This window comes from Micromonospora sp. NBC_01699 (genome assembly GCF_036250065.1).
Classification (GTDB): domain Bacteria; phylum Actinomycetota; class Actinomycetes; order Mycobacteriales; family Micromonosporaceae; genus Micromonospora_G.
The window spans coordinates 2,659,628-2,678,423 of record NZ_CP109199.1 but is presented as its reverse complement, the minus strand read 5'-3'; the positions used below and the strand labels follow the sequence as shown (position 1 = coordinate 2,678,423).

The 18,796-nt window shown below is 68.4% G+C and carries 20 protein-coding genes and 1 tRNA gene; 12 read left to right on the top strand and 9 right to left on the bottom strand.

The annotated features are described in order from the left end of the window. Positions 1-31 precede the first annotated feature (31 nt). From OG792_RS12040 to OG792_RS12015, 6 genes are all read left to right on the top strand, one after another. Entirely contained in the window at positions 32-256 is a 225-nt protein-coding gene (locus tag OG792_RS12040; RefSeq protein WP_329109486.1) for a hypothetical protein, read from the top strand. Positions 257-385: 129 nt separating this feature from the next. Further along, positions 386-1,522, top strand: coding sequence for a hypothetical protein (locus OG792_RS12035; RefSeq protein ID WP_329109485.1), 1,137 nt, complete (start codon positions 386-388; stop codon positions 1,520-1,522). 217 nt (positions 1,523-1,739) lie between these two features. After that, entirely contained in the window at positions 1,740-2,411 is a 672-nt protein-coding gene (locus OG792_RS12030) for a response regulator transcription factor (RefSeq protein ID WP_329109484.1), read from the top strand. Further along, complete coding sequence (locus OG792_RS12025; protein ID WP_329109482.1) at positions 2,411-3,694, top strand: sensor histidine kinase; 1,284 nt, start codon at positions 2,411-2,413, stop codon at positions 3,692-3,694. Before OG792_RS12030 ends, OG792_RS12025 begins: the two co-directional genes overlap by 1 nt. 207 nt (positions 3,695-3,901) lie before the next feature. Further along, positions 3,902-4,285 carry a hypothetical protein gene (locus OG792_RS12020; protein WP_329109480.1) on the top strand — a complete coding sequence of 128 codons (384 nt, stop codon included), beginning with the start codon at positions 3,902-3,904 and terminating at the stop codon, positions 4,283-4,285. Between the two features lie 163 nt (positions 4,286-4,448). Next, positions 4,449-4,916 (top strand): DoxX family protein, encoded by a 468-nt coding sequence (locus tag OG792_RS12015; RefSeq protein WP_442932403.1) that lies wholly within the window; start codon positions 4,449-4,451, stop codon positions 4,914-4,916. Positions 4,917-5,040: 124 nt separating this feature from the next. Here the strand turns inward: OG792_RS12015 and OG792_RS12010 are convergent, their stop codons facing one another. Then, entirely contained in the window at positions 5,041-5,268 is a 228-nt protein-coding gene (locus OG792_RS12010) for a hypothetical protein (RefSeq protein WP_329109477.1), read from the bottom strand. 367 nt (positions 5,269-5,635) lie between these two features. On the opposite strand from OG792_RS12010, the gene OG792_RS12005 reads away from it, so the two are divergent. Further along, entirely contained in the window at positions 5,636-7,105 is a 1,470-nt protein-coding gene (locus tag OG792_RS12005) for a phosphoesterase (RefSeq protein ID WP_329109476.1), read from the top strand. A gap of 247 nt (positions 7,106-7,352) precedes the next feature. Here OG792_RS12005 and OG792_RS12000 read toward each other — a convergent pair whose 3' ends face one another. From OG792_RS12000 to OG792_RS11990, 3 genes are all read right to left on the bottom strand, one after another. Then, positions 7,353-7,619: a superoxide dismutase gene (locus OG792_RS12000; RefSeq protein ID WP_329109475.1), complete on the bottom strand. Its 267-nt coding sequence runs from the start codon at positions 7,617-7,619 to the stop codon at positions 7,353-7,355. 5 nt (positions 7,620-7,624) lie between these two features. Beyond that, complete coding sequence (locus OG792_RS11995; RefSeq protein WP_329109474.1) at positions 7,625-8,239, bottom strand: superoxide dismutase; 615 nt, start codon at positions 8,237-8,239, stop codon at positions 7,625-7,627. Between the two features lie 328 nt (positions 8,240-8,567). After that, the gene (locus OG792_RS11990) at positions 8,568-9,245 is read right to left on the bottom strand and encodes an ABC transporter permease (protein ID WP_329109473.1); all 678 of its coding nucleotides are present in this window, start codon (positions 9,243-9,245) and stop codon (positions 8,568-8,570) included. An 83-nt stretch (positions 9,246-9,328) separates the two neighbouring features. Between OG792_RS11990 and OG792_RS11985 the strand changes: the two genes are divergently transcribed. Both OG792_RS11985 and OG792_RS11980 read left to right on the top strand, forming a co-directional pair. Continuing rightward, a complete protein-coding gene (locus OG792_RS11985) occupies positions 9,329-10,099 on the top strand; it encodes a Crp/Fnr family transcriptional regulator (protein ID WP_329109472.1) in 771 nt (256 codons plus the stop codon). 1,070 nt (positions 10,100-11,169) lie between these two features. Further along, a complete protein-coding gene (locus tag OG792_RS11980; protein ID WP_329109470.1) occupies positions 11,170-11,808 on the top strand; it encodes a hypothetical protein in 639 nt (212 codons plus the stop codon). Between the two features lie 655 nt (positions 11,809-12,463). Here the strand turns inward: OG792_RS11980 and OG792_RS11975 are convergent. Further along, complete coding sequence (locus tag OG792_RS11975) at positions 12,464-13,285, bottom strand: SAM-dependent methyltransferase (RefSeq protein WP_329109469.1); 822 nt, start codon at positions 13,283-13,285, stop codon at positions 12,464-12,466. A 387-nt stretch (positions 13,286-13,672) separates the two neighbouring features. After that, on the bottom strand, positions 13,673-14,311 hold the full coding sequence (locus tag OG792_RS11970; protein ID WP_329109467.1) for a TetR/AcrR family transcriptional regulator: 639 nt from the start codon (positions 14,309-14,311) through the stop codon (positions 13,673-13,675). Positions 14,312-14,376: 65 nt separating this feature from the next. Here OG792_RS11970 and OG792_RS11965 point away from each other — a divergent pair, with 65 nt between their 5' ends. The 3 genes from OG792_RS11965 to OG792_RS11955 all read left to right on the top strand — a co-directional run bounded on the left by OG792_RS11965 (position 14,377) and on the right by OG792_RS11955 (position 16,169). After that, complete coding sequence (locus OG792_RS11965) at positions 14,377-15,045, top strand: class I SAM-dependent methyltransferase (protein WP_329109466.1); 669 nt, start codon at positions 14,377-14,379, stop codon at positions 15,043-15,045. Between the two features lie 199 nt (positions 15,046-15,244). Continuing rightward, complete coding sequence (locus OG792_RS11960) at positions 15,245-15,655, top strand: SAM-dependent methyltransferase (protein WP_329109465.1); 411 nt, start codon at positions 15,245-15,247, stop codon at positions 15,653-15,655. A 160-nt stretch (positions 15,656-15,815) separates the two neighbouring features. Further along, positions 15,816-16,169, top strand: a complete 354-nt coding sequence (locus OG792_RS11955; protein ID WP_329109463.1) for a tyrosine-type recombinase/integrase — start codon at positions 15,816-15,818, stop codon at positions 16,167-16,169. A gap of 113 nt (positions 16,170-16,282) precedes the next feature. On the opposite strand, the gene OG792_RS11950 is transcribed toward OG792_RS11955, so the two are convergent. The 3 genes from OG792_RS11950 to cmk all read right to left on the bottom strand — a co-directional run bounded on the left by OG792_RS11950 (position 16,283) and on the right by cmk (position 18,694). Beyond that, positions 16,283-16,356 (bottom strand) — tRNA-Pro (locus tag OG792_RS11950). Positions 16,357-16,548: 192 nt separating this feature from the next. Further along, entirely contained in the window at positions 16,549-17,949 is a 1,401-nt protein-coding gene (der, locus tag OG792_RS11945) for a ribosome biogenesis GTPase Der (RefSeq protein ID WP_329109462.1), read from the bottom strand. A gap of 64 nt (positions 17,950-18,013) precedes the next feature. Beyond that, complete coding sequence (cmk, locus tag OG792_RS11940) at positions 18,014-18,694, bottom strand: (d)CMP kinase (protein ID WP_329109461.1); 681 nt, start codon at positions 18,692-18,694, stop codon at positions 18,014-18,016. Positions 18,695-18,796 lie beyond the last annotated feature (102 nt).

The following is an 18,796-nucleotide window of genomic DNA, read 5'->3' as shown; positions in this document are numbered from 1 at the left end:
TCCGGGTAAGTGCGGGCTGCCGGCAGGGCCAGTGCTCGGCGCGCAAGTCGCAGGTGCTCACCCAGGAGTACAAGAACGCGCGCGTACGAATGCCACGTCGGTCGAGCGGCTGTCGGAGCTGCCGGTCGCCGAGGCGGCCAAGCTGGTCCGGCACCTCGACCCGGGCCAGCTCAGGACGGCGCTGCGGCGCGAGCGCGACGGCAAGGGCCGCAAGACGCTCATCCAGCGGCTGGAGGCGGAGCTCGGCAAGCGTTGAGCCGGCCGGGTCCGTGGTACCGCCGCGACCGCCGGACGGGAAGGACCGGATCGGCCCGGCCGTCGATATCTCCACGGCACACCCGGCCGGGTCAACCGCACAACGCCCGTCGCCTGCGAGAATCGGGAAATGGGCGACAGCGAGCAGATCAATAACCGCGCCTCTGCGGGGGCGGACTTTCTGGAATGGAACCTCTCCCTCAAGGCGGACAGTTCACCGTGGTCGGTAGAGCAGACGATGACGCAACTGCTCGCCTACGAAACCGCGGAAGGCCCCACGTTGTCCCTGACCGTCGCGGCCCAGGAGGACGCCAGGGTCATACACGAGTTGGGTAAGCGAAAGACATGGACCGCCGTCGCCGCCTTGCGGGGCTTCCAGGCGATGAGCATGGTCGACACCCAACGCGAACTTGCCCGGCTGAACGCCGACCGACTCGTCGAACAGGGACTACCCGAGCCACCCTGGACCCCCACGATCGGCCGGGTCCGAATCGACGGCTGCTGGTGGGCGCACGACGAGTTCGACGAGACCGCGATCGTGCTCTGCGCGTTCTCCTATGACGGGGCCGACGAACACGCCATCCTCGCGATGATCGACCGCACCCTCGGCGACGGACTCTTCCGGGAACTGACCCTCAGCACACATCCCGACTCCCTGCGGGACGTCCTCCGCCACGCGGAGAAAGGCAACGACGGCCTCGTCAGCGAACCACTCGACCACGCGCACGCCCGGCGACTACTCCAGGACGCGATCAGCACCACCGACGAACTGACCGAAAACCGGGAGTACAAGGTCAAACCCGTGCCGGCGGCGTACCGGAAGATGCGCGCGCTGACCCTCGCCCGCGCCCACGCGTTGAGCCCGGTCGCCGCACCGGTGGAACCCTTCCCCGGCAGCGTCGAGATCGAACTCCTGAAGCGGTCCTTCCTCGTCTCCGGCGCCGTAACCGGACTCCCCCCGCGCGACGCCACGGCCCGGGCCGTCGACCTGCTCGTCACGCAGTTCGTCGAACAGGCGGGCTGCCACCCACTCAACCTCGGCCCCCGCCGCGTTCTCGCCGTCCTCGGCCTGCCAGCCCTCACCCCCGAACACATCGACGATCCCGACGTCGCACGGATCCTGCCCGATGTCGCCGAGGCATGGATCTCCTGGACCGCAACCGAACGCGGACTTTCCGCAGACGCCACCGAACGCCTCCGAAAGGCCGCGAAACAGGCCTGCGCCGAACTGCGCTCCACCATGTCGAAGGGCAGCGAGACAACCTGACCACCGGTACGTGCCGGCCGGGCGGCGCCCAGGATCCGGGGCGCCGACACCGGTCGCGCCGGCCTGCACGCCGATCACAATGCCACCGCTCATCTTGATCGAGCGCGGGACGTCCGATCGCCCATTTCTCCACGCACGCCGGCCCGTGCCGGTTCGAAGGATTGAGGAGACAACCGTCACTGCTTTCATCGGGCTTGACCTATGCGATCGTTGATGAATGCGCGGCGGAAGATCAAACCGGCTGCTGCTGGTCGAGGATGACGCGGACCTGACGGAATTGCTCACCGAGATGTTGATCGATGAGGGCTATGTCGTCGACCGCGCACCGGACGGTCAGCGTGGGCTGCATCTTGGACTGACGCGGCCGTACGACGTGATGGTCATCGACCGGCTGCTGCCCGTACTCGACGGGCTCGACCTGGTCACCCGACTACGCTCGCGGGCCGTACCGGCGAAGGCGCTGATGCTCACCGCGCTCGGCACGGTCGACGACCGGATCGCCGGGCTCGACGCGGGCGCCGACGACTACCTGGTCAAGCCGTTCGACCTGGACGAGCTGAGCGCCCGGCTACGGGCGCTGTGCCGGCGTACGTCCGACTCCACGGAGGTACTGCGGATCGGTGGCGGCCTGCTCGACCTGGCGCCGCGCGAGGTCGTACTGGCCGACGGCAGCCGGGTGGCACTGTCCGCCCGCGAGTTCGAGTTGCTGCGGGTGCTGGCGGCCCGGCCGAACAGCGTGCACTCCCGGGCCGAACTGCGCCGCCGGGTCTTCGACGAGGCCGCTGCGGCATCGATCGTGGACACCTACGTCTACTACCTCCGGCGCAAGCTCGGCCGCGCGGTGATCCGCACCGTACACGGGCTCGGCTACCGGCTCGGCGGGCTCTGATGGAGTCGGCCGAGCGGATGATCGTCCGGCGGGCCCGGCTACGGATCGGCCTGCTCGTCGGCCTGGCCATCGGCGGGCTGCTGCTGCTGGGCGGAGGCATCTCGTACCTGGCCCTGATCCGCAGCCAGGAGGCCCAGATACAGCGTGAGCTGGAGTGGGGCACGACGTACGGCACGATCGCCGGTCCACCCGCGTGCAGTTGGATCTTCCAGTACGACGGCAGCACGGTGTACACCGGCACCAACCCGCCGCCACCGGGGTTCCCGTTGGGCGATGCGCTGGCCGCCGTGGCGACCACCCGCACCACCGAGATCACCACCGTCGCCCGCAACGGAACGGTCTACCACGTCCGCACCGAGGCCCGCGGCGACACGGTGGTGCAGGCGGTGTTCGACGCGCGCTTCCAGTTGTCCGACCGGCGGCACCTGCTGCTCGCGTTCAGCCTCGCGGCCACCGTCGGACTGCTCGCCGCCGTGCTGACCGGCGTACTCGTCGGCCGCCGGGCCGTGGCACCGCTCGCGGAGGCGCTCACCCGTCAGCGCCGCTTCGTCGCGGACGCCAGCCACGAGTTGCAGACCCCGATCGCCCAGGTGCACACCCGGGCCCAGCTGCTGGCCCGACGTGCCCGCACCGGCGGATCCGCGGCCGACCTGCGTGACCTGGAAAGACTGGTCGGCACCACCCGGCGACTCGGCGAAATCGTGGACGACCTGCTGCTCTCGGCCCAGCTCGCCGCGGCGCCCGCCAGCCAGCCGCCGAAACCGCCGGTCGATCTCACCTCGCTGATCGGGTCGGCGGTCGCCGCCGAGACCGAACGCGCCGCCGAACGCCAGGTCACCGTCACGCTGAAGACGCCCGACGGCCCGCTGCCGGTGCCGGGGGTCGAGTCGGCGCTGCGCCGGGTCGTCGGTGAACTGCTCGCGAACGCGCTGACCCACACTCCGGCCGGCGGCCGGATCAGCGTGACCCTGCGCTCCGGCGACGAGCACGCCGAACTGGTGGTCGCGGATACCGGCGAGGGCTTCGACCAGGCGGACGCCCGGCGCATCTTCGACCGGTTCCACCGGGGCGCGGGCTCCGGGGACCGCCGCTACGGCCTGGGGCTCGCCCTGCTGCGCGAGGTCGTGACCAGCCACAACGGCACGATCGAGGCCGAGGGCTATCCGGGCCGTGGCGCGATCTTCACGGTACGACTGCCCACGACGCGGTTGCCCGTGTCCCGACCGGCACAGCTTCGGGGCATCAGGCGTCTTCGGGTACGGCAGCTCCGCGCCGACGCGTAGCGGACCGGCAGGTCCGTACGGCGTCCCTCGGCGGAGCCGCGCCGTACGGCCGACGAACCGCCGGCGGACGCGACCAGACATCGATGACTTTGAGATCGGTCTGAAAAACGACCTGTACAAAACTTGGAATCGCATCTTCTTGGCAACGCCGTCGCGTTGCCCGGTTGGAGATGAATCATGCGCGGTTCAAAGAGCACGGGAGGATCCATGCGCCTTCGCAAACCATCGCGCGTCAGCCGGATCGCGGCAACGTTCGCCTCGGCAACGTTCGCCTCGGTCGCGCTCGCCAGTCCGGTGTTCGCCTCCACCGCACCCCAGACGGCTCCCGCCTCCGCCGGCAGCTGTAGCTACGGCAAGGAGACGGTCTGTTTCTCCGACTCGATCTGGTTCACCGGCAACGAGGTGGAGTTCTCGTCGCCGTTCGGTGTCGGCTGCGTCAACAGTCCGATCGCCATCCACAGCCACGTCAACCTGACCGATCGGACCCTGCTGCTCTTCCCGGGTACGAACTGCACCGGCAGCGCGATCACCGTCCCGGCCGGTGATCTGCACAGCCACAGCACCGCCCTGCGGAGCTTCCGGGTCGCCTGACCCTGCGGCAGGAACCGGATGAGGCGCGTTCGCTCGTAGCACCTGTGACGCCGTACCAGCGCGGTGCCGTACGGCACCACCGGCGGCGACCCAGCACGAGAGCGGGTCGACGGGAAGTCGACTCCGTTGCCGAGCTGGGGCGGCCGCGGGAACAGCACCATTGATGTCCGCTGACCCGAGGAGAATCATCGTGAACTCCGTCCGTCTACCCGACCTGGTCACGTCCCTCTACCGGATAGTGGTGGGCCTGCTCTTCACGCTGCACGGCGCGTCGTCGCTGTTCGGCGTCTTCGGCGGCAGCCGTGGCACCGGCGACGCCATCCCGTTCGGCGCCTGGCCGGGATGGTGGGCCGCGCTGATCCAACTGGTCGGAGGACTGCTGGTGCTGGTCGGACTCGGTACCCGCCCGGCCGCCCTGCTCTGCTCCGGCTCGATGGCGTACGCATATTTTGTGGTTCACCAGCCGGCCGACCTGCTGCCGCTGAACAACGGCGGTGAGTTGTCCGCCCTGTTCTGCTGGTCATTCCTGCTGATCGCGGTGCTCGGCCCCGGACCGTGGTCGCTCGACCGCGGGCTGGTCGCCCTACAGCGGTCGCGTCGGACGGAACCGCAACCCGCGTCGGTGGCCTGACCCGGCGTCCCCGTCGACCTCGTCGGCCGGTGGGCACTCCCGGAGATCCCGGACGTGCCCACCGGTCGACAACGCCCGGATCAGATCGGTGGTGTGGCCCGGTCCGGTGCCCGACCGCGCCCGATCAGCAGGGGGTGAAGTAGAGGGTGCGGTAACCGCCCAGGACTCCCCAACTGCCCGGGGGCTGCCCACAGCCATACCACTGCTGTCCGATTATCTGGGTTTTCTCCGGGTCGGAGAAGTAGGCGAGCACGATGAGGCTCTCACCGGGCGGAATCGCCTGCACGGGGGCCGCGGTGGCGGCGAGCAGACCGGCGGCGAGGAGGGCGGCCACGAGGCCACGTCGGAGCATGGGAAAGTCCTCTCATTCGCGGTGACGAATTAAAAGCCATCCTCGCCATTCACCGCCGTCTTCGTCAACGACCATCGTCTCCCCCGCCGATCAGGGATGGCGGCTGTTGCCTCCGGGGAGCTACGGCGAGCAGGCGAACCGACGGGCCCACGACGGGCGTGCGGCCAGGGGCGGTGAACCACGCTCTCGGTGACCCCAAAAGTCGATCTTCAACCGGGCGGGGTGAGCTGTTCGCGGGCTTTCCGGCCTGTGTTCACCGGATCTTCAACGCGGCCTTTGATGCTCACCGGTTGGCACGGCCATCGCTGTATCGAGGAAAGGTTCCACCTTGAACGACAAGGATATCGAAGACACCGAACGTTCGCAGATGTCGCGCCGTCGATTGGTCAAGTACGCCGGTGTCGGCGCGACCCTCGCCGCCGCGAGCCCGCTGATCGGAAGCGGCGCGGCGTTCGCCAACGACGACGATGACCGCAAGGGCGACAAGCAGGGCGGTGGAGACTCCGGTAGCCGGGCGTGGCGGGCGGGCGACCACCACATCCACTCGGAGTACAGCGGCAACTTCGACACCTCGGTCAACCCGCCGAAGTTCTCCAAGGGCGCGGACGCGGTGTACCCGATCGTCACCAACGCGATCATGGCGAAGAACTTCGGCCTGACCTGGGCGATGTGCACCGACCACGGTGGGCCGACGCACTCGAAGGTGAACCTGGAGCAGGCGTACCCCGACCTGCTGCTCTCCCGCAAACTGGTGCCCGAGGTGCTCCAGTTCTGGGGCATGGAGTTCGACGCGCCGGCCCTGGACCACCACACGCTGATGATCCCGCGGCATGACGACGAGGCGAAGCTGCTCTTCGAGTTGGAGAGCCGGTTCGCCAAGAACGACCCCTTCCCGGCGGACCCGACCCGGGACACCGAGGCCAAGATGGTCGAGTTCCTCAAGTACGCCCGCGGCCTGGAGCAGCGCCCGCTGGTCATCGCCCACCACGCGGCCCGGTCCGCGCCCGGCCTCGGCGTCTACGGGCAGGACACTCCTCGGGAGTTCCGCAACGGCAACAACGCCGCACCGGAGATCTACGTCGGGTTCGAGGGCGCCCCCGGCCACCAGGCCGGTCCGCTCAACGGTGGCGCCCGGGGTGGCTACGGCAACTACCCGACCCACGGTGGCTTCGACCAGATGACCGCCCGGGTCGGCGGGCTGTGGGACTCGCTGCTCGGTGAGGGCCGGCGCTGGTGGATCACCGCCACCTCCGACTCGCACGTGCACTGGACCCGCGGCGGCTCCGACTTCTGGCCCGGCGAGTACAGCAAGACCTACGTGCACGCCCGCCAGGGCTACGCCGACATCATGGACGGGCTGCGCAACGGCCGGATCTTCGTCACCACCGGCGACCTGGTCACCGGCCTCGACCTGACCGCGTCCGGCCAGGGCCGCAACGCCTCGGTGAGTGAGACCATCACGCTCAACCGCCGCAACCGGACCGACGTCGAGATCGAGATCAAGTTCCGGCCGCTGGAGGGCAAGAACGCCAACGGCGACCGCCCGCAGGTCCGCCGCGTCGACCTGATCACCGGCCAGATCACCGGCCCGAACAGCAACCTCGACGCCGACACCAACCCGACAACCAAGGTCGTCGCCCGGTTCGGTCCCCGCGACTGGCGCAAGCAGGGCCGCGACTACGTCATCCGGCACACCCTGCGCAACGTCGAGACCGACATGTACGCCCGGGTACGCGGCACCAACACCGACGAGGCCGAACCCCTCGCCGACGGCCTGGAGAGCCCCTGGGACGACCTCTGGTTCTACTCGAACCCGGTCTTCGTCCAGGTCCGCTAACTCCCGATTCACGGCCCGCTTCGGGCAGCGGAGAGAAACCGGGCTGAGATCGAGGTCCACGGGTGCCCGAGCCGCGCACGGTCGCGGGTCCCGGGGCAGATGCTCGGGGCGGGTGATGCCGGCGGCATCACCCGCCCCGAACCGCCTCCCGCCGGACCCGGACTCAGTCGCGCCGGGTGACGAAGACGCTTGCCGCTCGGTCCACACGTCCCCGCCGGGCCGGGCCCGGCGGGGACGTGTCACGTGGTCAGTCGCCCGGTGGTGGCTGGCCTGACGAGGTCGCCAGGTGCAGGGACAGTTCCTGGATCAGTTCGTCCATGCTCTGCCCGCTCTGCGCTCGGACCAGGCCGAGGGCCAGTTCCGCGAGCAGGTAGAACCCGAGGGTCTTGGCCTGCTCGCTCGGGAACGCGGCGAGCAGCGCCTCGGCGCCGTCGAGGTCCCCGCGGTGCCGGGCCGCGATGGCGCCGGCGGCCCGCTGTACCGCCTCGGAGGCGGCCGGCGTGGGGTGTTCCACCCTGGTCAGATCTTGGGCCGGGTGGCGCGGGCGGCGTCGAACCGACCGGTCACGTCGGTCCAGTTGACCAGGCTCCACAGCCGGTCGACGTAGTCCGGGCGGACATTGCGGTACTGAAGGTAGTAGGCGTGCTCCCAGGCGTCGAAGACCAGCACCGGGATCGAGCCCTGGCCGACGTTGCCGTGGTGGTCGTAGACCTGCTCCACGATCAACCGCTGGCTCAGCGGTTCCCAGGCGAGGACACCCCAGCCGGAACCCTGCACGCCCTTGGTCGCGGCGGAGAGCTGTCCGGCGAAGCCGTCGAACGAGCCGAAGTGCTCGTCGATCGCTGCCGCCAGCTCACCGCCGGGGCGGTCACCACCGTCCGGGGACAGGTTGTTCCAGAAGATCGAGTGCAGGACGTGACCGGACAGGTTGAACGCGTACGTCTTCTCCAGCCCGACCAGGGTCGCGTAGTCGCCCTTCTCGCGCGCCTCGGCGAGCCGGTCGAGTCCGTCGTTGGCGCCCTTGACGTACGCGGCGTGGTGCTTGCTGTGGTGCAGCTCCAGGATCTCCCCGGACATCGCCGGTTCGAGCGCGCCGTAGTCGTAGGGCATGTCGGGCAGGGTGTACACGGCCATGGGTACGTCCTCTCACAAAACTGCCAAGTAGTAGCTGTTGCCATTATCTTGCAATAAGGACGAGCTGTCATGGGGTGAAGTCGTTGATCACCGCGGGGCCGCGGGTAGCTCGACAACCCGGTCGGTCCAGCGTTCCAGCAGGGCGGGGTCGTGCGTGATGACGAGGACCCCGGCGGTGTGGATCCGTTGGTAGTCGCCGATGACGGCGGCGTCACCGCGTTCGACATGCAGGTTGACCCGTTCGAGTACGGCTTGGCGTCGACCGTGAGCAGCGGCCCTTCCGTGCTCGCGGCTGGGGTCGCGGGGTTGGTGGTGGTTCGGGTGGCGGTCACAGGTGCAGCTCCGCTCGTACGCGGGGATCGAGGCGGTCCCGCCAGCGGACGGCGAGCGTCGCGATGGCAAGGGTGACGGCGACGATGACGGCGACGGGGGCGAGGCTGGCCCACCACGCGCCGGTGAGCAGCGACCCCTGGCCGTCGTTGATCATGTTGCCGAGGGAGACGAGGTGCGGTGGCAGCCCGAGGCCGAGGAACGACAGGGCGGTCTCGTGCCACACGGCGTGCGGGATCATCAGCGTGGTCGCCAGGGCCAGCCGGGGTAGCACGTGTGGCAGCAGGTGCCGGGTCAGCACCCGGGTCCGGCTGGCGCCGCCGGAGATCGCCGCGTCGATAAACGGCCGGGTGCGCAGGCTCAACAGTTCCGACCGGACGATCCGGGCGGTGGAGAGCCAGTGGGTGAGCCCGACCGAGGCGATCACCGCGCCGAGGCTGGCACGCATCATGGCGACGATGCCGCCGACCAGGCCGCCGATGACGGTGGCGACCAGCGCGGCCACCACGCCGACGAGCAACGAGACCCGCAGCCCGTAGAGGGCACGCAACGCCACACCCCGGCCCAGGTCGTCCGTGCCGGCCAGGTGTGCCCACGAGGGTGGTTGCCGGGTCTGGTCGAGGGCGATGGCGCTCTGGTCCAGCGGCCGTTCACAAAGGTCACCTACACACCCCATCTACGCTGAGCCACACTTCCCGGAAGTCGGCACATCCGGAAACCGTGCCGGAAACGACGACGACAACCAACGTGGAGACCTGCTTGCGGCATCGAAAGGCACCCTCGACCGGCAGGACGAACTCCGGCCACCCGGATAGCCGGGACGTCACCGACCATCCGCCGCCCCTACCGGGTACGTTCCTCGCCCACCTACCGCCGGCCGACCGGGATCGGCTCGCCACCATCGCGACGACCAGGCGCCACGCCGCCCGTACCGACCTGTTCCACCAGGGGGACCCGTCCCGGTACGTGATGATCCTGCTCAGCGGCTGGATAAAGGTCACGTCGGTTTCCCGGGAGGGTCAGGAGGCACTGCTCGCCCTGCGCGGGCCGGGGGACATCATCGGCGACCTGGCCGCGATCGACGGAGGCGTCCGGTCGGGCACCGTGACCACACTGACCGCACTACAGGCGTACGTCATCGACGGCAACCAGTTCGTCGACCTGGTGGTCAACCAGCCCAGACTCGCCCTCGGCCTGCTGCGGCATCTCGTCCGGGGGCTGCGCCAGTCCGACGTCAAACGACTGGAGTACGTCTCCGCCAACAGTTTCGCCCGACTCGCCGGACTGCTGGCCAACCTCGCCGACGAGCACGGTCGGCTTACCCCCGAGGGCATCGTGATCGACCTTCCGCTGTCCCAGCGGGAACTCGCCACGGCCGCGGCGGCCTCCCGGGAGGCCGTCGCCCGAGCCATGCGGGCACTGCGGGACCGGGACATCGTCCGGACCGGCCGGCGCCGGATCCTCGTCGTAGCGCCCCTGGTGCTCCGGGCGCTGAGCCGGTCGACCTCCGACGACCCGCCGGGTAGCTGACCGACGCCGCCGGTCGGGCCGACCGCGACGTCCGGTGTGGACAGCCGGTCGAGCCGTGCCCCTACCCCGTTCCGACGCGACCCTTTGCGATACCGACCGACGGACATCTGTCGCGACTCTGTCCGACTTCCGAAGGGCAGCGGTCGTGCGTTACACGGTCACCCGTGCCATCGCCGACGGCCCGGCGCTACCCGGTCGGGCGGTGCTCGACGAGGTCCCCCCACCACCCCGCCCGCCGTGGCGGCGACGGCTGCTCCGCCGATTGCCGAGCGCGCTGCTGATCCTGGGTCCGCTCGCCCTCTGCGGCATGCAGATACACGAACGGCTGGGTCCGCCGACGCGAGCAGGCCGTCGAGCAGCTCTTCCTGTTCGCCCACCGCGAACTGCGGCCAACCGACCAACTCGCCGAGGCGGTGTTCAGCGGCTCCGCGTCGGCGGGCATCGAGGAAGGCCGTCTGTCGCTGTCCCTGGACCGCGCTCGGACGGTCCAGGCGTTGCTGGAGGAACAACAACACGCTCCTGCCCGGACCGGCGGCCCGGAACCGTTCGGTGATCGTACGGATCGTCTGCGGTTGAGTCGCGGGGCCGTCCCTTCCCGTTCCGGCGAGGCGAACGGGAAGGGACGCGAACCCCGCGTTCGACATCGACGTCCCGCAGGTCCGGTCCCCGAAGCGGTAGAGCCAATCCGCCATGACCGATTGCAGAATTGTGCAACGTCTCTTCGGATGCGGAACCTTTCGTTGACCGCCCGACGCAACGGCCATCCGCTCCCCCCACGAGGCATTGCACGAGTTCAGGGATCAGCGTTCCGCCAGGAATACGTCGGCGTGGGACACGAAAACCCCTGGCCGGATGCGGTTACCTCGGGAGCTCGACATCGACTCGGCGGTCTTCATAACCCCAAGATCACCAACTCCGCGCCGTCGACACTCACCGGCACTACAACCAGATTTCGACGTGGCCACCATAATGTCGATCCAAAATCTTGACAGTCACGACGGTCAATCATAGCCTCTGGGCGGCAGTTGCGCAGCCGCCGTCGCAAGCTCTCCACCATTGAACGGGGAATCATGGAATCGAAAACAAAACGCCAGCGGTTCATGCCGATGAGCGCCGCACGTTTGTGCGCCGCCGCCGTCTCCGCACTCCTGATGCTGGTCGGCGTCGCGTCTCCGGCAAGCGCCGCAGACGGCAGTTCAGCCGTCCGGAGCATTGTCGTGGAAAGCACCCAGGGCACGATGGTCAGCACCGTCCGACTCGATTTCGACAAGCCCGTGTCCAGCCAGCAGGCTGCCACCTTGAAAGCCTCGCTCGCCGCAACGCCGCCCGTGACAACCGCAGCCGCGGGCGAGAGCATGTGGTGCTTGGGTTCGATCGGCGTAGGGGACGCCAACAGCTTCTTCACCATCCAGTACAGCTGCGGCTCCCGGCGCCGGCTGGCATGGAGTTGGAAGCTGAGCGCCGCACTGCGAGCGATCATCGTCAGCCCGGTGTCCGAGCGCGGTCTGGAGTGGTGGCGCAACGGTGCCTTCGCCGGCCAGAACGCTCCACACTCGGCTCCCAAGGACTATACGTTCCACGGGAACATGAATCCGGTGTACGCCGGAAATGACATCGACTACCAGGACTACGCCACCTTCCGACACAACGTCGGTCCCGGTGGAACGGGCTCGGTTATCTGGTCCGGCTCGGTAATCTTGGAAAACTAACTCATTCCGAAACGTGTGGGCAGGGCACTCAGAGCGCCCTGCCCACACGTCTGCAACGTCCCGCTTGCACCCCGTAACAACAGGGACTAGGTTCGGAAACATGACAACGGTGGGTTCCGTACGGGAATGGCATGAGGACGAGGGCTGGGGAGTCATCGATTCGGACGAGACTCCGGGTGGTTGCTGGGCGCATTTTAGTGCCGGGGCGCTGGACGGATATGTATTCCTGACGGCCGGCCAGAAAGTTTGTCTGGACTGGGAAAGTCCGGGCCAGGAAAGTTACGATTTCCGCGCCCGACGATTCTGGCCCTACGGATCGGAACCGAAGGAAAGAGACAGCAGACAGGGGCCGGGCGGCGCTTATCGGAGCACCCTGTTCCTATCGTTTGACGACGCGGCGGGCGAGTCACCTGGTTCACCCAAGCCGCCTCCGACACCGGGCCCGCCGCCGGCTTCACGGTAATCGGTCACCATGGTCGATCGGCCGCACGGCCTGCGGGTCAGATCCGGTCCGCGACCTTGCGGGCCAGATTCTCCAGCGGCTGGTGGCTCTCCGCCGGGTCGTTGCTTGCGATAGACCCGGGCCGGGTTCGCCTCCACCGTCTTCGGGCCGATGAACAGGGCAGAGGCGATAACCCGACTCCACGAGACAGGTCTAGACCTTACGCGCGACCGCCCCGTACATGGCGATGTCCTTGTCTGCGATCCCCGGAGCCTCGGACCCGTCCGGGCGCCACTTGTGGACCTGGACCAGCCCCGGCTCGACCAACTCCAAGCCGTCGAAGAACCCCAGCGCCGTCATACGGTCACGGAAGATGAGGGTCTCACCGAGCCTGTTGTACTCCCGCTGCACCTGGGCCAGCGGGAGCGGGTCGAACTCGTCGGTCGCGATGGACATCGCCAGGTAGCTGCCCACCGGCAGCACGTCCAGGACCTGCCGTACGACCCGCAGTGCCTCCGCGTCGTCCTCGATGAAGTGCACGATCGCGATCAGCAGTAGCCCGACCGGCTGATTCAGGTCGAGGGTTCGCAGGAACTCCGGCGCGGAGATGATCGTCTGGGGGTCGCGCATGTCCGCCGCCACGTAGGCCGTGCTTCCCGGTGCTGTCCCGACCATCAGCGCACGTGCGTGCGCGAGCACGAGCGGATCGTTGTCGGTGTAGACCACCTGTGCGGTCGGGTCAACCGACTGCACAATCTCATGGAGATTCGGTGATGTCGGCAGTCCGGTGCCGATGTCGAGGAACTGCCGGATCCCGCGATCGGCGGCCAGGAAGCGCGCCACCCGGTGCATGAAAGACCGGTTGGCCTGCATGTGCACCCTCAACGCGGGCCATATCCGCAGCGAGCCCTCGCCGGCCTCGCGGTCAGCGGCGAAGTTGTCCTTGCCGCCCAGGATGTAGTCGTAGATCCGTGCGCCGTGCGCCCGGTCGGTTCGCAGATCGACTCCGCGAACATCCTCGCCACGACGTTCCACCAAGACCTCCGTAAACGATGTTGCCAGTCGTGCAGGCGACCCTACCCGGTCACGCACCGTACCCAACTCCTCTGTGGACGGTTAGCACCAAACGGCACCCGGTCAGGGGTTACTCGCCCCAGTCAGCCCACCTCAGCACGAGTCGATGCGGCACGGTCGAGGACGAGGCGACACGTACCCTCCTCAAAGGACGCAAGCTGGTCTTCATCAACCCCTGCGCCCGCCTGAGCGCACCCCACGAACGCCGAATCACCCCAGCCGTGGACCTGCGGCGACTACGTGACAACCTCACCTCCGACAATCCGGCCACCGCCGCCCTCGCCGCGCTGCTCGCCTTCCACGCCGTGCGACTCAAACAGCTCCACACGATGCGTGACGTCCGTCTGCTTAGCCGGGTTCGGCGCAGAGTTGGGAGGTCAAGGCGTTGCGGGCCCACTCTTCCCACGTGTCCGGTGACCAGTCGCGGTCGCGGACGAAGATCAGGTAGAGCTGCGGGCTGAGCAGGCCGAACAGCAGGTCCGCCGCCATCTCGATGGAGAGGCCGGGACGGGTGTCGGGCTTGCCGGCCAGGGCCTCGGCCGCTGCGTACTGCACGGTGTAACGCGGGTCGGGGCCGTCCGGCCATTGTGCGGCGATCTCAGGGTCGGTGGCTGCGGCTGCCGCGATCAGCGGCATGATCGGGGCGACCCGGCCCAGGATCTCGCGGGTGCCGTGCACGTGCGCGCGCAATTGCCCGGCCGCGGTGGGCTCGGCGCACGCGGCGCGAAACCAGTCACGATCCATGGTGGCGACCGGCTCGGTGTCCCCGGCGATGGACGTGTCGACGACGTCCTTGAACAGCGTGCGCTTGTTGCGGAAGACGAAGTAGACCGTCTGGACGGCCACGCCCGCGCGGTCCGCGACCTCCTGCAGGCTCGTCGCCCCGTAACCCTGCGCGACGAACAGCTCGCGAGCTGCCTCGACGACCTTTTCACGAGTGCGGCGCGAGCGCTCGGCTCGCTTGTCCGGCCGCTTGACCTTGTCCATATTGCGAGTCTATCTTTAGGGTTCCTCACTAGAGTTAAACTCTATATTGTTGGAGGAGAGAGACGATGAACCACCCCAACGCCACCCAGAAGCCGGAACCGGACCTGGCCTCAACACAGCGAGACCCGGAGGAGGAGTCCGTCCACCGCGCACTGGAGGGCTACTACCGCACCGGCAAGCCACCGTGGGACACCGGCGTGACGCCGCCCGAGCTGGTCGACCTGATAGAGGGGCACGGCGCGCTGTCGCCCGGCCGCGCCCTCGAACTCGGCTGCGGCACGGGGACCAACGCCACCTACCTCGCACGGCACGGCTGGGAGGTGGCGGCCGTCGACCTGATCGACCGCGCCGTCGTCCAGGCCAGGGAAAAGGCTGCGGCGGCGGGAGCGACGGTACGGCTGCTGCACGGAGACGCCACCCGCCTCGACGAGCTGGACGTTCCGGGCCCCTTCGACCTGTTCTTCGACCTGAGCTGCTACTGCGGGGTCCCGCTGCACCGCCGCGACGCCTACGCCGCCGGGCTCACCCATCGCGCCGCTCCCGGAGCACGGTTGCTGATGTTCGGGTACGGTCCCGAGCCGCTCGGCAATCCGATCCCCGAGGTCACGTCGTGGGCGGCGGGCGTCACAGCCGACGAGCTTCGCGCCAGGTTCCCCGGCTGGGAACTAATCGACGTCACACCGGGCACCAACTCGGTGCCCACCTTCTGGTTCACGCTGCGCCGCGCCGCCTAGCAATCTCCGGTCGCGGGTTTCTGTAGGTCGTGGCAGGTTTCATGCCGCCCGAGCAAGTCGAGCTTGGGCGGCGTAGTGGTCGACGTGCCGGGTGATGGCCCGCGTGCCCCTCGGGAGCTACTAGAACATGGAGATCACCATGACAACCGACACCGTGGCCCTGCGACCGGTCGGCCGGGTGGTGGGAGGTCGCGGTGAGATGGTCGAAGACGACTGGCACGACGTTCGAGCCGTGATCCGGCTGGACGGTGAGACCTTCACCGCCTCGGCGGTGCTCGGCCTGGAGGGCTTCTCCCACCTGGAGGTCGTCTTCCTCTTCGATCGGATCGACCCAGCCAAGGTACGCACCGATCCCCGTCCCCCACGAGGGAACCCGAGCGCGGCCCCTGTAGGGATCTTCGCCCACCGGGGGCCATACCGTCCCAACCGTATTGGTGTCTCCCGCTGCCGACTCCTCGCCGTGGACGGCCTGAACTTGCACGTCGCCGACCTGGACTCGCTGTCAGGCACCCCCATCTTGGATATCAAGCCGTACCTGATCGAGTTCGCCCCCCGCCATCCGGTCACTCAACCGACCTGGGCCACCGAGCTCATGAGCTCCTACTACTGAGGTTCCGGCCGGCGGGCCCCGCCGTCACCGTCCGCCCAGTGATCAACCTGCTCTCAGGGTCGGGGCCTCTCGTAGACGACACCCATCACCCGTGTCTGCGACCAGGCCGAGCACCTCTTCATCGTCCAACGGAGAGAGCTACTGATATGAATGTATTCCTGTGGATACTGCAAGCCATCCTGGCCGCGCCGCCGACAACCCTCATGACGCGATATTCGCCTCCCGACGCGGCACCTGGCTGTCACCCAACAACGTCCACCGTCAGTGGCGCCAGGCCCGAGCCGACGCTGACCTCGCCTGGGTCACACCACACACCTTCCGCAAGACCGTGGCCACCCTCATCAGGGAGGAGACAGACACCAAGAGCGCTGCCGCCCAGCTTGGACACTCCAGCGAAGAAGTCACCGACATGTACTACATCGCCAAGCTCGTCCAAGCCCCGGACCTCTCCGAAATCCTGGAGCGCCTCAGCGCCAACCACCCGTGCCCAGCGCGCAACGACCCTCACGGATGACAAACGCGGCTGTCGACTCCAGTAAGTGGGGGGTTTTCGGGGGAAGGTTCAAAACTCTATAGATAAAGATAAAGCCCTGATCAGCGTTTCCGCTGGTCAGGGCTTTATGTCTGTCGGGACGGCGGGATTCGAACCCACGACCCCTTGACCCCCAGTCAAGTGCGCTACCAAACTGCGCCACGTCCCGTTGCTACCGCTTAATTCTCGGTGCGACAGCCGCTACAGCGTAGCGCAGCCTGATCGGTTGCCGCGCACGCCCCCTTGCTACCCGAACCACCCCACACCCCCTATGCCATCCTAGGAAGATAGGCGGGTTTTGTGTTTGGGTGAGCACCCGAAGCGGGGCCAGGGGACCTGCGCGGGCGCCCGGCGTACGGAATCAGCCGTGGGCCTTGCCGCGACCACCCGGGCCGAGCTTCTTGCGCGGCCGGACCGACACCTCGACCGGGCTGCCCTCGAAGCCGAACTCCTCGCGCAGCTTGCGCTCGACGAACCGCTGGTAACCGGCGTCCAACGGGCCGGTCGTGAACAGCACGAACCGCGGCGGCTTGGTGCCGGCCTGGGTGGCGAACAGCACCCGTGGTGCCCGCCCGCCACGCACCGGGTGCGGGGTGGCCTGTACCAGCGCGGTCAGCCACTGGTTGAGCTGGCCGGTCGGCACCCGGGTCTCCCAACTCGCCAGCGCGGTCCGTAGCGCCGGCGCGAGCCGGTCAACGGCACGTCCCGTCTTCGCCGAGACGTTGACCCGGATCGCCCACGGGATGCGTCGCAGTTCCCGTTCGATCTCCTTGTCCAGGTAGTATCGCCGGTCCGCGTCGACCAGGTCCCACTTGTTGAAGGCGATCACCACTGCCCGACCGGATTCGGTGACCATCGCCAGCACCCGCTGGTCCTGCTCGCTGATCGGTTCGGCGGAGTCGAGCAGGACGACCGCGACCTCGGCCGCCTCGATCGCCCCGGCGGTACGGAGACTGGCGTAGTACTCGGTGCCGCTGGCCTTGCCCACCCGCTTGCGCAGGCCGGCGGTGTCGACCAGTTGCCACGTCTCGCCACCGATCTCGACCAGGCTGTCGACCGGGTCGACGGTGGTGCCGGCCACCGCGTCGACCACCGCCCGGTCTTCCTTGGCAAGTCGGTTCAGCAGGCTGGACTTGCCGACGTTCGGCCGACCCACCAGGGCGACCCGACGTGGGCCACGGGGGGCGTTCTCGTTGATCGGCGGCGGGTCCGGCAGCGCCTCAAGGATGGCGTCGAGCAGGTCGCCGGCGCCCCGGCCGTGCAGTGCCGAGATCGGGAACGGCTCGCCGAGACCGAGCGACCAGAGCGAGGTCGCCTCGACCTCGATGGCGGCGTTGTCCACCTTGTTGGCGATCAGGATCACCGGCTTCGCGCTGCGGCGGAGCATGCGTACCGCCGCCTCGTCGACGTCGGTGGCACCGACCACGGCGTCGACCACGAACAGCACCACGTCGGCCGTGGCTACCGCGATCTCCGCCTGCGCGGCGATCGCCGCGGCGCGATCACGCGCGTCCGGTTCCCAGCCGCCGGTGTCGACCACGGTGAACTGCCGGCCGGACCACTGGGCGTCGTACGGCACCCGGTCCCGGGTCACGCCCGGTACGTCCTCCACGACCGCCTGGCGACGACCGATGATCCGGTTGACCAGGGTGGACTTGCCGACGTTGGGGCGACCCACGACCGCCACCACCGGTACCGGCCCGGTCTCCTCGACCTTGAGATCGGGCTCTCGCAGCTCGATCCAGCCATCGTCCGGGCTCATGCCACTGCCTCGTTCCACTCGTTGACACTGTTGGACACGGCCCTGGGCCGGTTGATCGGGGCGCTCACGCGTCCACCTTGCCGTCGAGCAGGTCACGCAGCCTGGTGACGACCTGGTCGATGTTCATCGCGGTGGTGTCGAGCACGACCGCGTCGCTGGCCTGCTGCAACGGATCGGCCGCCCGGGTGGAGTCGAGCCGGTCCCGGCGGGCCAGGTCGGCGGCGGTGGCGGTGACGTCGGCGGCGTACTCGGCGCTGCGGCGCTGTGCTCGGGCGTCGGCGGAGGCGGTGAGGTAGACCTTCAGGTCGGCGTCGGGTGCGACCACCGAGCCGATGTCGCGGCCCTCGACCACTATCCGTTCCGCCGCCGAGATGATGCCACGCTGCATGGCCACCAGCAGCTCACGGACGGCGGGTACGGCGGACACGGCGGACACGGCGGCGGTCACCGCCGGGCCCCGGATCTCCTGGTCGATCCTGATCCCGTCCGCGCTCACCCAGGGCGCGTCCGGCTCCACGCCGATACCCAGGTCGACCTCGCCGGCGATCTTGACTACCGCCTCGGCGTTGTTCGGATCCACCTCGGCGTGCAGCACGGCCCAGGTGATCGCCCGGTACATGGCGCCGGTGTCGAGGTAACGGGCGTCGAGTGCGCTCGCCAGTCGTCGGGAAACGGTGGACTTGCCTGAACCGGACGGGCCGTCCACGGCGACCACGCATCGCCCGGTCCGCACCTTTTCCGCCACCGTTCCTCCTTCGCCAGTTTGGGGACGTACACGCCATTGTGCCGGCCGCTCCAGCCGGCCAGCCGGGCGGATTTGCGTCCACTCGTCGTCGTCCATCATGCC